Origin of the sequence: Streptosporangium sp. NPDC049078 (genome assembly GCF_040648855.1) — a bacterium.
Classification (GTDB): Bacteria; Actinomycetota; Actinomycetes; order Streptosporangiales; family Streptosporangiaceae; genus Streptosporangium.
This window is the reverse complement of record NZ_JBEZEL010000006.1, coordinates 334,207-348,178: the sequence shown is the minus strand read 5'-3', so window position 1 is coordinate 348,178 and position 13,972 is coordinate 334,207. Positions and strand designations below refer to the sequence as shown.

13 protein-coding genes are annotated in these 13,972 nt (G+C 69.0%); 4 read left to right on the top strand and 9 right to left on the bottom strand.

Annotation, left to right across the window (positions count from 1 at the left end):
* Positions 1 to 31 precede the first annotated feature (31 nt).
* From aroH to AB0B90_RS12580, 8 genes are all read right to left on the bottom strand, one after another.
* A complete protein-coding gene (gene aroH / locus AB0B90_RS12615; protein ID WP_350948236.1) occupies positions 32 to 391 on the bottom strand; it encodes a chorismate mutase in 360 nt (119 codons plus the stop codon).
* A gap of 75 nt (positions 392 to 466) precedes the next feature.
* On the bottom strand, positions 467 to 2,428 hold the full coding sequence (locus AB0B90_RS12610) for a pseudouridine synthase (RefSeq protein ID WP_362922477.1): 1,962 nt from the start codon (positions 2,426 to 2,428) through the stop codon (positions 467 to 469).
* On the bottom strand, positions 2,428 to 3,147 hold the full coding sequence (gene scpB / locus AB0B90_RS12605) for an SMC-Scp complex subunit ScpB (RefSeq protein WP_362922475.1): 720 nt from the start codon (positions 3,145 to 3,147) through the stop codon (positions 2,428 to 2,430). Before scpB ends, AB0B90_RS12610 begins: the two co-directional genes overlap by 1 nt.
* Positions 3,140 to 3,973, bottom strand: a complete 834-nt coding sequence (locus tag AB0B90_RS12600; RefSeq protein WP_350948233.1) for a segregation/condensation protein A — start codon at positions 3,971 to 3,973, stop codon at positions 3,140 to 3,142. The genes scpB and AB0B90_RS12600 overlap by 8 nt, the downstream gene beginning before the upstream one ends.
* A gap of 30 nt (positions 3,974 to 4,003) precedes the next feature.
* A complete protein-coding gene (locus AB0B90_RS12595) occupies positions 4,004 to 4,951 on the bottom strand; it encodes a ParA family protein (RefSeq protein WP_350948232.1) in 948 nt (315 codons plus the stop codon).
* A gap of 99 nt (positions 4,952 to 5,050) precedes the next feature.
* Complete coding sequence (locus tag AB0B90_RS12590) at positions 5,051 to 5,977, bottom strand: tyrosine recombinase (RefSeq protein WP_350948287.1); 927 nt, start codon at positions 5,975 to 5,977, stop codon at positions 5,051 to 5,053.
* Between the two features lie 12 nt (positions 5,978 to 5,989).
* A complete protein-coding gene (locus AB0B90_RS12585; RefSeq protein WP_350948286.1) occupies positions 5,990 to 6,601 on the bottom strand; it encodes an NUDIX hydrolase in 612 nt (203 codons plus the stop codon).
* Positions 6,602 to 6,693: 92 nt separating this feature from the next.
* The gene (locus AB0B90_RS12580; RefSeq protein WP_350948231.1) at positions 6,694 to 8,364 is read right to left on the bottom strand and encodes a CTP synthase; all 1,671 of its coding nucleotides are present in this window, start codon (positions 8,362 to 8,364) and stop codon (positions 6,694 to 6,696) included.
* Between the two features lie 156 nt (positions 8,365 to 8,520).
* Here AB0B90_RS12580 and AB0B90_RS12575 point away from each other — a divergent pair, with 156 nt between their 5' ends.
* The 4 genes from AB0B90_RS12575 to AB0B90_RS12560 all read left to right on the top strand — a co-directional run bounded on the left by AB0B90_RS12575 (position 8,521) and on the right by AB0B90_RS12560 (position 11,675).
* Entirely contained in the window at positions 8,521 to 9,357 is an 837-nt protein-coding gene (locus AB0B90_RS12575; protein ID WP_362922473.1) for an acyltransferase, read from the top strand.
* A gap of 28 nt (positions 9,358 to 9,385) precedes the next feature.
* Positions 9,386 to 9,979, top strand: coding sequence for a DUF4126 domain-containing protein (locus AB0B90_RS12570; RefSeq protein ID WP_350948229.1), 594 nt, complete (start codon positions 9,386 to 9,388; stop codon positions 9,977 to 9,979).
* 217 nt (positions 9,980 to 10,196) lie between these two features.
* Positions 10,197 to 10,811: a hypothetical protein gene (locus tag AB0B90_RS12565; protein ID WP_350948228.1), complete on the top strand. Its 615-nt coding sequence runs from the start codon at positions 10,197 to 10,199 to the stop codon at positions 10,809 to 10,811.
* 264 nt (positions 10,812 to 11,075) lie between these two features.
* Positions 11,076 to 11,675, top strand: coding sequence for a Uma2 family endonuclease (locus AB0B90_RS12560; protein ID WP_350948227.1), 600 nt, complete (start codon positions 11,076 to 11,078; stop codon positions 11,673 to 11,675).
* A 1-nt stretch (position 11,676) separates the two neighbouring features.
* On the opposite strand, the gene uvrB is transcribed toward AB0B90_RS12560, so the two are convergent.
* A complete protein-coding gene (uvrB, locus tag AB0B90_RS12555; RefSeq protein ID WP_350948226.1) occupies positions 11,677 to 13,788 on the bottom strand; it encodes an excinuclease ABC subunit UvrB in 2,112 nt (703 codons plus the stop codon).
* Positions 13,789 to 13,972: the final 184 nt, after the last annotated feature.

The following is a 13,972-nucleotide window of genomic DNA, read 5'->3' as shown; positions in this document are numbered from 1 at the left end:
CGTTCCTCCGAAATGGTGACGCACGTGGGACTCACTGGGCGATGTCCACGCGCAGGGCGACCGCGCCACGAAGGTAGACGTGCTGGATGTCCTGGCGGGGCCGATCGACGTCGACATGGGCCATCAGCCGCACCACGCGGGGCAGCGCGCCGGGAACGTCGATCTCGGAGGCGCAGATCAGCGGAACGTCGTGAAAGCCGAGCTTGCGGGCGGCCAGAGCGGGAAACTCCGCGGTGAGATCGGGCGTGGCCGTGAAGATCACGCTGATCACGTCATCGGTGGTGAGCCTGTTGCGCCCCATCACCTCCGTCACCAACTCGGTGACGCCGGAGAGGATCTCGTCCCGGTCGTTGGCACCGACCTGGATCGCTCCTCGGATCGCCCGCATCATCGCCGCACCTCCACTTCACCGCGCCGGATCACCCTCAGGGTGATCCGGCGCGTCTCAATACATGTTTCAGGAAGGCTACAACCCGACGGCGGCGTAGAGCTCTCCGACTTCCGTGAGGGTCAGTGCCCGGACGGTGCCCGGCTTGAGACGGCCGAGCTTGACCGGGCCGAACTCGATGCGTGCCAGGTCGATGACCGGGTGCCCGACCTCCTCCAGCATGCGCCGGACGATGTGCTTGCGCCCCTCGTGCAGCACGATCTCGACCAGGGCCTGCTGGCCGTGCTCCTGGACCAGGGCGAAGGAGTCGGCCTTGGCCAGGCCGTCCTCCAGCTCGATGCCCTTCTTCAGGCGGCGGCCGAGGTCGCGCTCGATCCGGCCGGGAACCTTCGCCCAGTACTTCTTCTGGACACCGTAGCTCGGATGGGTGAGCCTGTTGGCCAGTTCTCCGTCGTTGGTGAGCAGGATGAGGCCCTCGGTCTCGGTGTCGAGGCGGCCCACGTGGAACAACCGCTCGGTGCGGTCGGCCACGAAGTCGGCCAGCGAGGGACGGCCGTCCGGGTCGGACATGGTGCTGACGACGCCGATCGGCTTGTTGATCGCGAGGTAGACCAGGTCGGGCATGGTCGGCAGGCGCTTGCCGTCGACGTGGATGACCTGCCTGGTGGGGTCGACCCGGGCGCCGAAGCGGCGGACCACCTGACCGTCGACCGTCACCCGGCCCTCGCCGATCATGTCCTCGCAGGCCCGGCGGCTGGCGACGCCCGCCTGGGCGAGCACCTTCTGCAGCCGGATGCCGTCGGGGACCTCGGTGGTGTCGCGCTCGTCGGTGTAGTCGCGGTCGTAGAAGTCGGAGTCGCGCTTGGGCTGACGGGAGGTCTTGAACCGATCGTTCGCGATCGTCCCCGGCCTGAGCGGCGCCTTCGCCTTGGGCGCGCGGTCGGCGGCCCGGTCCGAGGGTGCGCGGCGCTCGCCGTACGCCTCGGCGCGGTTGCCGCCGATGGTCTGGATCTCGTCCCGGCGCCCGGTCCTGCCGAAGCGGCCACGGGAACCACCGGCGGGGGCACCACCGCGACCACGGTCGGAGCCGGGCCTGCCACGCGAGCCGTCGCGCTCCGCGCGGAAGCCACCGCGGTCGTCCCGACGCGGGCCGTCGGAACGGTAACCGCCCTGCGAACCACCGGAGGACGAGCCGCCACGATCGTCGCGGCGCGGAGCGTCGGAGCGGTAGCCACCCTGTGAACCGCCGCGGTCGTCGCGGCGGGGAGCGTCGGAGCGGTAACCACCCTGGGAGCCGCCGGAGGGCCGCTCGTACCGGCTCCGCGAACCGTCACGCTCCGCGCGGAAACCACCGCGATCATCGCGGCGCGGAGCGTCGGAACGGTAACCACTCTGCGAACCACCGCGGTCGTCGCGGCGGGGACCGTCGGAACGGTAACCGCCCTGGGAGCCGCCGGAGGGCCGCTCGTACCGGCTCCGCGAACCGTCACGGTCGGCACGGAAACCACCGCGGTCGTCACGACGCGGGCCGTCGGAACGGTAACCGCCCTGCGAACCACCGAAGGACGAACCACCACGATCGTCACGACGCGGACCGTCCGAACGGTAACCGCCCTGCGAACCACCGAAGGACGAACCACCACGATCGTCACGACGCGGACCGTCGGAACGGTAGCCACCGGAGGGCGAGCCACCGCGATCGTCACGGCGCGGGCCTTCGGAGCGGTTACCGCCCCGCGAAGCCCCCTGGGAGCCGCCGGAGGGCCGCTCGTACCGGCTCCGCGAACCGTCACGCTCCGCGCGGAAACCGCCACGATCGTCACGACGGGGACCATCGGAGCGGTAACCGCCCTGGGAGCCTCCACGGGAGGAGCCGGATGAGGATCCGCCTCGGGAGGAGCCGGATGAGGATCCGCCTCGGGAGGAGCCTCCCCGGAATCCACCGGACTGCGAGCCCCCACGGGGATTGCCACCGCGCGGGGCTCCGCCACGGCCTTGACCGCGTCCATCACCGGACGGGGTACTGCGCCTGTCGTTCACTACTTCTGCTCCTCTAGGGATTCCATGTCGTCGGGCAGGAAGGGCGCCAGTTCGGGAAGCTCGTCGAGCTCCCGCAGGCCCATCCGCTCGAGAAAATACGAACTTGTCCGGTAGAGCACGGCTTGGCTCTCCGGTTCGGTGCCGGCCTCCTCGACCAGCCCTCTCGTCATCAGCGTGCGCATGACGCCGTCGCTGTTGACACCGCGGATGGCCGCCACCCGGGCCCGGCTCACCGGCTGCCGGTAGGCGACCACGGCCAGGGTCTCCAGAGCGGCCTGGGTGAGGCGCGTCTGCTGGCCGTCGCGGACGAACCGCTCCACGAGCGGCGCGCACTCGGCCCGCGTGTAGAACCGCCAGCCGCCCGCTACCTCTCTCAGGTCGAAACCCCGCCCGGAAGCGGTATATTCCGCCGAAAGCTCACGAATCGCCCGGCTGATCTCGTGGACGGGCCGCTCCAGAACCTGGGCGAGAGTCACCTCCGCGACGGGCTCGTCGACCACCAGCAGGATGGCCTCCAGCCCGGCGCGCAGGTCCGGCTCGGCACTCGGGCCGACCTCGGCCCGCGAACCGGCCTCAGCGCTCGGACCCGCCCCGGCATTCGAACCGGGCTCGCCGAACGGTCCGGCCTCAGCGCGCGAACCGGGCTCGGCTCGCGCCTCGGGGTCGGCGTACGGTCCGGCCCCGGCACGCGGACCGGCCTCGGGTGCCAGGTCAGTCATCGGCGGGCTCTTCCTTCTGGCTGTTCAGGGTCTCGTCGTAGTCGTCGGCCACGGCGACGTCGCCGTCGTCGCTGCCGGTCCAGGTCACGTGCAACTCCCCGAGAGGCTCCACCTGCTCGAAGGAGACGGCGGCCTCCCGGTAGAGCTCCAGGACGGCCAGGAAACGCGCGACGACCTCGAAGGTGCCGGCGCAGTCGGAGGTGAGGGCCCGGAAAGTCGCCCGGCGCAACCGCCGCAGCCGCTCGACAAGGATAACCGCCTGCTCGCGGACATTGGCGAGCGGTTGGTAGATGTGGGCCACCGAGACCGACGGGGGCGCCTTGGGGGCGAAGGCCCGCCGGGCGATCTCCGCGAGGCGGTCGGGGCCGATGCCGAGGATCAACTCCGGCAGCAGGCTCGCGAACTCGGCCTCCATCGGCACCGTACGGGGGAAGCGCAGCGCCTCCTCGGCCATCCGGCCGGAGAAGACCTTCACGACCTCCTTGTAGGCCCGGTACTGCAGAAGGCGGGCGAACAGCAGGTCACGGGCCTCCAGGAGGGCGAGGTCCTCCTCGTCGTCGACCTCGCCCGAGGGCAGCAGCCTCGCGGCCTTGAGATCGAGCAGGGTCGCCGCGACGAGCAGAAAGTGACTCGTCTGGTCCAGATCCCACTCCGGGCCCCTCGCCCGGATGTAGGAGATGAACTCGTCGGTGACCTGGCTGAGCGAGACCTCGGTGATGTCCAGCTTGTGCTTGGAGATCAGGCCGAGCAGGAGGTCGAAGGGGCCCTCGAAGACCTCCAGATGCACCTTGAAGGTGCCATCGTCGGTCTTCGGCGGCTCGGTCATCCCTCCATTGTCCCGCACCCGGAGGCGAGATCACTGCTCCAGCGCGGCCCACCTGGCCAGGACTTCCCTCGCCAGTTCGCGGTACGCGCTGGCGCCGAGCGAGGAGGAGTCGAAACTGGTGATGGGCTCACCGGCCACGGTGGCGTCGGGGAAGCGAACCGTCCGGTTGATCACCGTGTGGTAGACCTTGTCGTCGAACGCCTCGACGACCCGGGCCAGCACCTCGCGGCCGTGCAGGGTGCGCGCGTCGTACATGGTGGCGAGCAGGCCCTCGATGACCAGCTCGTCGTTGATGCGCTCCTGGACCTTGATGATGGTGTCCATCAGCAGCGCGACACCGCGCAACGCGAAGAACTCGCACTCCAGCGGCACCATGACGCCGTGCGCGCAGGCGAGCGCGTTGATCGTGAGCAGGCCCAGCGAGGGCTGGCAGTCGATCAGGCACACGTCGTACTCGGGCAGGAGGGGTTTGATCACCCGGCCGAGCACCTGCTCACGGGCGACCTCCGTGACGAGCTGGACCTCGGCGGCCGACAGGTCGATGTTGCTGGGCAGCAGGTCCATGCCCTCGACGCCGGTCTCCAGCAGCACGTCCCTGGCGGTGATCTGCCGCTCCATGAGGAGGTTGTAGACCGTCAGGTCGAGCTGGAGGGGGTTGATCCCGAGGCCGACCGAGAGGGCGCCCTGCGGGTCGAAGTCGACCAGCAGGACCTTGAGCCCGGCTTCGGCCAGCGCGGCGCCCAGGTTGATGGTGGTGGTCGTCTTGCCGACGCCGCCCTTCTGGTTGACCATGGCGACGACCCTCGCCGGCCCGTGCACCGTGCGCGGGGGCGGGTCGGGGAAGACCGGTCGGGGACGTCCGGTCGGGCCGAGGACTCCCCCACTGCGAGGGGTCCCGGCGGTCTTGGTGTCGCCCCAGGGATTCTCGGGGTTTGCCGGGGTCGCTCCCCGGATAGAACCGTCGGCGGTCACAGTCACCAGTCGAACCTCCCTGACGGCCTCTAACCGGACCGTCCGGACGGACACTATGGCGTCAACACGTATGCGGCAAGGCGGCACGCCCGGACATAAGCAAGGTCAATCCCGCGTGCGCGAATGCGCCGTGGCATAGACCTCGCGGAGCTTGTCGACCGTGACCTGCGTGTAGACCTGGGTGGTGGTCACCGAGGCGTGGCCGAGTAGTTCCTGAACCACCCTAACGTCCACACCCCCGTCAAGGAGGTGAGTTGCGAACGAATGTCGCAACATATGTGGCGACACTCCTTCGAGCCCGCCACGCTCGGCGGCGCCCTGAAGGACCTCCCAGGCGCCCTGGCGGGTGAGCCGCCCGCCCCTGGCGTTGAGGAAGAGCCCCGAGGTGCCCCGGCCGTGTGAGGCGATACGGGGCCGCGCGCGGGTGAGGTAGGCGCGCAGCGCCTCCTCCGCGAAGCCTCCCAACGGCACCAGGCGGGTGCGTCCGCCCTTGCCGCGCAGGCACACCCGCCGGGCCTCGGCACCCAGCTCGACGTCGTCGACGGCGAGCCCCACGGCCTCGGAGATGCGCGCGCCGGTGCCGTACAGCAGTTCGAGCAGCGCCCGGTTACGCAGTGTGAGGGGGGCTCCGTCCGGTCCCGAGGCGGCGATCAGGCGCTCGACGTCGCGGACGCTGATCGCCTTGGGAAGCCGCCTGAGCTGGCGCGGCGAGCGCACCTCGTGGGCCGGGTCGTGCCGGCAGACTCCCTGGCTCAGCGCGAAGCGGTGCAGGCCGCGCACCGCGGAGACGGCCCGCGCCGCCGAGGCGGCGACGAGGGCCTGGTGCTCGCCGTCGCCTTCCCTGAGCGCCGCCACGAAGGCGGCGACGTCACCCTCGGCGATCTGGCCGAAGGTGACGTGGCCGCGCCGCTTGAGATGTTCCACGTATCGCAGGAGGTCACGGCGATAGGAGGCCAGGGTGTTGGCGGCCAGGCCCCGCTCCACGGCCAGGTGGGCGAGGTAACTGGAGAGGACGGCCTCCGTCTCGCTCAGGGTGTCCTCCTGTCATGCCTCCGGTGCGTCGGCGGGCCGCAGTGAGGCGAATCCATCCGCCGAAGCGGCGTATGCGGCGAGAATACCGGTCACGGCTTGGGAATTGTGGATCATTCCCGCCATGGCACGCCGAACCGCGTCGGACAGGGGAATCCACACCACCGGCATGTCGGCCTCCTCATGCCGGTGGACGAAGTCGAGCTCCCCTTCGGGAATGGGGCTGACGTCCCTGGCGAGGAAGATCCGGGTGCGCTCGTCGCTCATTCCCGGCGAGACGAAGGTGTCGACCAGCGTGTGCCAGGTGTCCGCCCGGTAGCCCGCCTCCTCGGCGAGCTCGCGGGCCGCCCCGACCCGCAGGGGCTCGCCCTCGACGTCGCGTAGCCCCGCGGGCAGCTCCCACAGCAGCCGCCGTACGGGGTGGCGGTACTGGCGGATCAGCAGGACCCGGTCCCTGTCGTCGAGGGCCACGACGGCCACGGAGCCCGGGTGGAGGACGTAGTCGCGGTTGACGACCTCTCCGTCCGGCATCACGACCGCGTCGGTGACCCCGGTGATGACACGGGCACGGAAGTGCTCGGTGGAGGAGACGACCTTCCATTCCTCGCAGGCGTCCACGACCTCCAGATCGTCCCTCACCTCTTGAGCCACCGGGATGTCCTGTCTTTTGTCGACCTCGTGGGCCTTCCGGTCCTCCCCGGCACCCGCTCGCGAACCGCTCACTTTCCCCGCCCCGCCTTGGCGACGGTGCCGCGGATGTCGGCGTACGTGAGGGCGGCACCGATCAGGCCCTTGAACAGCGGGTGCGCCCGGGTCGGCCGGGAACGGAACTCCGGGTGCGCCTGGGTGCCGATGAAGAAGGGATGGATGTCGGCGGGCAGCTCGGCGTACTCCACCAGGCGTCCGTCGGGCGAGAGGCCGGAGAAGACCATGCCGGCCTTCTCCAGCTGCTCGCGGTAGGAGTTGTTGACCTCGTAGCGGTGGCGGTGGCGCTCGTCCACCTTCGCCATGCCGTACAGCCGGCGGGCGAGCGTGTCCTCCCCCAGCCTGGCCGGGTAGAGGCCCAGCCTCATGGTGCCGCCCATGTCGCGCTCGCCGGAGACGACGTCCTCCTGGTCGGCCATGGTGGAGATGACCGGGTGAGTGGTCTCCGTGTCGAACTCGGTGCTTCCCGCGTCCTCGATGCCCGCGAGATTGCGGGCGGCCTCGATGACCATGCACTGCATGCCGAGGCAGATGCCGAGCAGCGGGATCTTGTTCTCCCTGACGTGCCGGATCGCGCCGACCTTGCCCTCGATCCCGCGTACGCCGAAGCCGCCGGGGACCAGGACCCCGTCGACGCCGTCGAGCTCGCGGGCCGCGCCCTCGGGGGTCTCGCAGTCGTCGCTCTTCACCCAGCGGATGTTGACGCGGGCGTCGTTGGCGAAGCCGCCCGCGCGCAGCGCCTCGGTGACCGACAGGTAGGCGTCGGGCAGGTCGATGTACTTGCCGACGAGCGCGATCGTGACCTCGTTGGCCGGGCGGTGCACCCGGCGCAGGAGCTGCTCCCACTCCTTCCAGTCGACGTCCCTGAAGGGCAGGCCCAGACGGCGAACCACGTAGGCGTCCAGGCCCTCGGAGTGCAGGACCTTGGGGATGTCGTAGATGCTGGCGGCGTCGATGGCGGAGACGACCGCGTCCTCGTCCACGTCGCACATCAGGCTGATCTTGCGCTTGAGCGAGTTGGTGATCGGCCGGTCGGAACGGCACACGATCGCGTCGGGCTGGATGCCGATGCTGCGCAGCGCGGCGACCGAGTGCTGGGTCGGCTTGGTCTTCAGCTCGCCGCTCGGCCCGATGTACGGCAGCAGCGAGACGTGGAGGAAGAACACGTTGTCACGGCCGACCTCGTGGCGGACCTGGCGGACGGCCTCCAGGAAGGGCAGCGACTCGATGTCGCCCACGGTGCCGCCGACCTCGGTGATGACCACGTCCACGTCGGGCCCGGCCATCGACCGGATGCGGTCCTTGATCTCGTTGGTGATGTGCGGGATGACCTGCACGGTGTCGCCGAGATACTCGCCGCGGCGCTCCTTGGCGATGACGTTGGAGTAGACCTGGCCGGTGGTCACGTTGGCCGAGCCGTGCAGCTCGGTGTCGAGGAAGCGCTCGTAGTGGCCGACGTCGAGGTCGGTCTCCGCGCCGTCGTCGGTGACGAACACCTCACCGTGCTGGAACGGGTTCATGGTGCCGGGGTCGACGTTGAGGTAGGGGTCGAGTTTCTGCATGGTGACCCGCAGGCCGCGCAGCTTGAGAAGGCGCCCGAGGCTGGAGGCCGTCAGTCCCTTCCCGAGACTGGAGGCGACGCCGCCGGTGACGAACAGATGCTTGGTGTGTGCGGCGCTGCGCAAGAAGGCTCCCGTGGTCGTTACAGATCGTCGGCTCACCCTTGTGAATGGCCTACAGGTCCACGGGCTCTCAGAATATCAAACGGTGCAGGCGAACTGCCCTAACAACCCCCCACCCGCATTTTTCTCAAACCCAACCAAGCGGTAATTTGATCCGTTATGTCACTTCATGGTGTGGTAAGGCGGGCCATGGGCAGCCTCGTGCACCGGCTCTGGGCGGCGGTTCGCGCGGCCGGCACCATCACCCCCGCCAGCCCCGCCGGATACCGCTTCAGGCGCCTCGGCGAGGGCGCCTGCCTGTCGTTCCCGCCAGGAGCCATCTTCGGCGAGGCCTGGATCGAGATCGGCGACCACACCCTGATCGGCGAGCGGGTCTCCATCTCCGCGGGGATGGGCCCCGGGGTGGACCTGGGCCCGGACTCGATCGTACGGATCGGCGGAAGCTGCTCCATCGGCAGGGGCACCCACATCGTGGGCCACCAGTCGATCGACATCGGCGACGACGTCTTCACCGGCCCGTACGTCTACATCACCGACCAGAACCACGTCTACGACGACCCCGAGGCACCGATCGGACGCCAGTGGCCGCGCAACAACCCGGTGTCCATCGGGTCGGGATCGTGGCTGGGCACCGGCGCGATCATCCTGCCCGGCACCCGGATCGGCAGGCAGAGCGTGGTGGCGGGCGGGGCGGTGGTGCGCGGGGAGTTCCCCGACCACAGCGTGATCGCGGGCATCCCCGCCAAGGTGGTGCGCCACTACGTGCCCGGCCAGGGCTGGCTGCCGCCCCACCCGGACACCGTGGAGAGCGCGGAAACAGTGGACGCCGTGGGAACGGCGAGGACCGTGCAGGTCACGAGGGTCGCGGAGGTCGTGGAGGGCACAGAGGTCATGGACCTCGGGGCCTCGGGGGCGGCGGAGGGCATCGACACCGAGACCGGAGTGATACCCCGCGAGGGGACGGATCGGGATCGATCGACGGCCGGTAACCGTTGAAGGGGGAGAGAGACACTACGGAGGTGCGATGCTCGCGGCACTGACGGGCCTTGGACTCTCCACGGCGGCCGGGCTCAACGCCTACATCCCGCTGCTGGTGGTCGGCCTGCTCGCCAACTTCACCGACCAGGTACGGCTGCCGCAGGAGTTCGCCTGGCTGTCCAACGGCTGGGTGCTCGGGATCATCGGCGTGCTGCTCCTGGCGGAGTTCGTGCTCGACAAGGTCCCGGTGGTCGACAGCGTCAACGACATGATCCAGACCGTCGTCCGCCCCGCCTCCGGCGGCGTGGTCTTCAGCGCCACCGAGGCGGCGGCCCGGCTGGACGGCTCGACCTGGATGAGCCACAACCCCTGGCTCAGCTGGGTCCTGGGGATCGCGATCGCCCTGGCCGTACACACCATGAAGGCGGTCACCAGACCCGTGGTGAACACCACCACGGCCGGGGTGGGCGCCCCCGTGGCCAGCACGGTCGAGGACGCCGGATCACTGGGCATCGCCCTGGTGGCGATCTTCCTGCCGGTCCTGGTCATCGTGATGGTGGCGGGACTGGCGCTGTTCGCCTGGTGGGCGACCCGCAGGATACGACGACGACGGCGAACGGCCGTCCCGAGCCCACGATGAGAGCGCGTCCGCGCGCCCGCGTCACGGGCCACACCGGACATCACGCCGCGATCCCCACCAGAGACGGTGCCATGGTGCCCTTCACGGTTGACGCCACGCCCTCCGCAGGGCGCGCGGCACCCCCGTCCGCGCCGACCGGCTCCGTGGGGTTCGAGCACCGCGTGAGGATCGCGGCGCGGGCTATGCTCGAAACATCCCGTCCAGTCCCCGCAGGGAGGTGGCTCCGATCGGCGATTTCCTCATCGTCCTGATGGTGATCCTGCTGTTCTTCCTTCTCCTGGGAGCGGCCGGGATCTACCTGCTGGTCAAGATCGGCAAGAAGGCCACGAAGAAGGCGAGGAGCGTCTCCACCAGGGTCGCCAATCACGTGGCGGCGATGGGCACCGGCGACGCCGCGGAGACCGAGCGGATGCGTCTCGACCTGCGGCGCGAGGTCTCCCTCACCCGCCAGGCCGTCGACCACGCGCTGCGCGACGGCTGGGGGTTGGGCGACCTGCCCCACCTCGTGGCCGAGATCGCGGTGCACGCCGAGCAGCTCGACGCCCAGCTCGCCCACTACGCCCAGGAACGCCGGGTCTCGCCCTACGTCGACCACACGGCGCTGGACCGCCTGCGCGAGCACCACGCCAAGCTGACCACCTCCTGCGCCAGGATCAGGGCCGACCTGCGCAACGACCAGATGGCGCACTCGGCCGGGAGCATCGACGCGATCCAGGGCCGCACCGACCTGGAGATCGAGGCGCGCCGCCGCGCCCCCGACCCCCTGGAACAGATCGACGAGCTCTACAACCGCACGATGGTCAACCGCGCCCGCCCCGACGACTCCCGCTGAGTATTCCGGCTGCCTGTGAGTGTGCTTCGGTAAGCGCACTCTCAGGCGACTTCCGACGTGCGCGGGAGCGTTCGACGTTTCCGGGATTCCCGTTTCGCCCCTCACTGCGGCTCTCACCGTGAGGGGACCACCGCCGGGCAGATCACCGGCGAAACCCGTCTCCCCCTGTGGTCACCGCATCTCGAACGACGCACGCGCCGCACACGGTGAGTGGCAAAATGACTCCGCCAGGTAATGCTCTCGGGTGTCGCCGAAGGGGTTCTGATGACAGCTGTTTTCCCCGAATGGTTCTACCCGGGGCCGGCAGGCGGGTGGACCGCCGACATGCTCGATCACCTTCCCCCCGACGCACCCCATCATGTCGAACTGATCGACGGGTCGCTCATCATGAGGCCTCCGCAGACCGCCTTCCACATGTTCGCCGTCAATCTGATGACCGACCAGCAACGCGGCATACGACCACCGGCTCATCTCATGATCGTTCGCGAGATGACCGTGACCCTGGGGATGAGACAGCGACCCGAGCCCGACATCATGGTGGTGGCGAGCTCCGCCCTGACCAGCCTGAGAACGACCTCGTTCAAGCCTGAGGACGTGCACCTGGTGGTCGAGGTGGTCTCTCCCGAGTCGCTGGAGCGAGACCGCACCACCAAGCCGATCAAATACTCCGGCGCCGGGATCAGGCACCTGTGGCGCGTGGAGCAGGAGGACGACAAACCCGTCGTCTACACCTTCGAGCTGGAACCCTCCGTCAAGGCCTACGTCCCCACGGGCATTCACCGGGAGCGGTTGAAGACGGACATCGGCTTCGACGTCGACATCGATCTCGACCTCGGAAGGTTCATCGGCTCGGAAGACTCGTGAATCAGGAGACTCCCGCCTCGCGCATGTCGCGCACCTCGCGCTTGAGCTCCTTGATCTCGTCGCGGAGCCGGGCGGCGACCTCGAACTGCAGGTCGGTGGCGGCCTGGTGCATCTGCTCGGTGAGCGACTCCATCAGCGCCTCCAGCTGAGCCCTGGGCATCTCTCCGGCGATCGCCCTTGCGTGCTGGCCCGCCTGCTTGACCGCGAAGCCCGGGACGGGGGCCTTGCCGCGCGACTGCTGACGGCCGCTGCCGCCGAGGAGCTGGGCGGTGTCGGCGTCCTCGCGGTTGAGCGAGTCGAGGATGTCGGCGATCTTCTTGCGGAGCGGCTGCGGGTCGATGCCGTTGGCCTCGTTGTAGGCGATCTGCTTGGCCCGGCGGCGGTTGGTCTCGTCGATCGCCCGCTCCATGGAGGGGGTGACCCGGTCGGCGTACATGTGCACCTGGCCGGAGACGTTTCTGGCCGCGCGGCCGATGGTCTGGATCAGGGAGGTCTCCGAGCGCAGGAAGCCCTCCTTGTCGGCGTCGAGGATGGCCACCAGCGAGACCTCGGGCAGGTCGAGGCCCTCGCGGAGCAGGTTGATGCCGACCAGCACGTCGAACTCGCCCATCCGCAGCTCGCGCAGCAGCTCGATGCGGCGCAGGGTGTCGACCTCGCTGTGCAGGTAGCGGACCCGGATGCCGAGCTCCAGCAGGTAGTCGGTGAGGTCTTCCGACATCTTCTTGGTCAGCGTGGTGACCAGGACCCGCTCGTCCTTCTCCGTGCGGGTGCGGATCTCGTGGACCAGGTCGTCGATCTGCGACTTGGTCGGCTTCACGATCACCTCGGGGTCGATCAGCCCGGTCGGCCGGATGACCTGCTCGACCACGTCGCCCTTGGAACGGCCCAGCTCATAGGAGCCGGGGGTGGCCGACAGGTAGACCGTCTGTCCGATCCGCTCCAGGAACTCCTCCCACTTCAGCGGGCGGTTGTCCATCGCGGAGGGCAGGCGGAAGCCGTGGTCGACGAGCGTGCGCTTGCGGGAGGCGTCTCCCTCGTACATCGCGCCGATCTGCGGGACGGTCTGGTGGGACTCGTCCAGGACCAGCATGAAGTCTTCGGGGAAGTAGTCGAGCAGGGTGTTGGGTGCGCTGCCCGGGGTGCGCCCGTCCATGTGGCGCGAGTAGTTCTCGATGCCGGAGCAGGTGCCGATCTGGCGCATCATCTCCAGGTCGTAGGTGGTGCGCATGCGCAGCCGCTGGGCCTCCAGGAGCTTGCCCTGGCGCTCCATCGTCTCCAGGGTCTCGGCGAGCTCGGCCTCGATGCCCCGGATCGCGCTCTCCATCCGCTCGGCGCCCGCGACGTAGTGGGAGGCGGGGAAGATGTAGAGCTCGGTGTCCTCGGTGATGACCTCGCCGGTGAGCGGGTGCATGGTCGCGAGCTTCTCGATCTCGTCGCCGAACATCTCGATCCGGACGGCGAGCTCCTCGTACTTGGGGATGATCTCGACGGTGTCGCCGCGCACCCGGAAGGTGCCCCGGGTGAAGGCCATGTCGTTGCGGGTGTACTGCATGTCGACCAGGCGGCGCAGCAGGGTGTCGCGGTCGATCTCCTGGCCGACCTTGAGCCTCACCATGCGGTCGACGTACTCCTGCGGGGTGCCGAGGCCGTAGATGCAGGAGACGGAGGCCACCACGACCGTGTCGCGGCGGGTCAGCAGCGAGTTGGTCGCCGAGTGGCGCAGCCGCTCGACCTCCTCGTTGATCGAGGAGTCCTTCTCGATGTAGGTGTCGCTCTGCGGGACGTACGCCTCTGGCTGGTAGTAGTCGTAGTAGGAGACGAAGTATTCGACCGCGTTGTTGGGCATCATCTCGCGCAGCTCGTTGGCGAACTGGGCGGCGAGCGTCTTGTTGGGCTGGATGACCAGGGTGGGCCGCTGGAGGCGCTCGATCAGCCAGGCGACGGTGGCGGTCTTGCCCGTGCCCGTGGCACCCAGCAGGACGTTGTCCCTGTCACCGGCCTTGACGCGCCGTTCGAGCTCGGCGATCGCGGCGGGCTGGTCGCCCGAGGGGGTCATGTCGGTGACGACCTCGAAGGGTGCCACCCTGCGCTGCAAATCTGTTACCGGCCTCACCTGTCCCACTGTAGGCGGCGTGACCGACAATTCTTCCTCACAGGTCCACGTACGAGTGGGCAGGTGTCAACCACGTGGCAAGCGATCCGCAAGTCGGATCCCCTTTACTGTCCCGCGTGCCAACGATCACAAAGCGTGATATATCGAGCTCTCGACGTATCCCGAACCTGGAGGTGTGATGTCC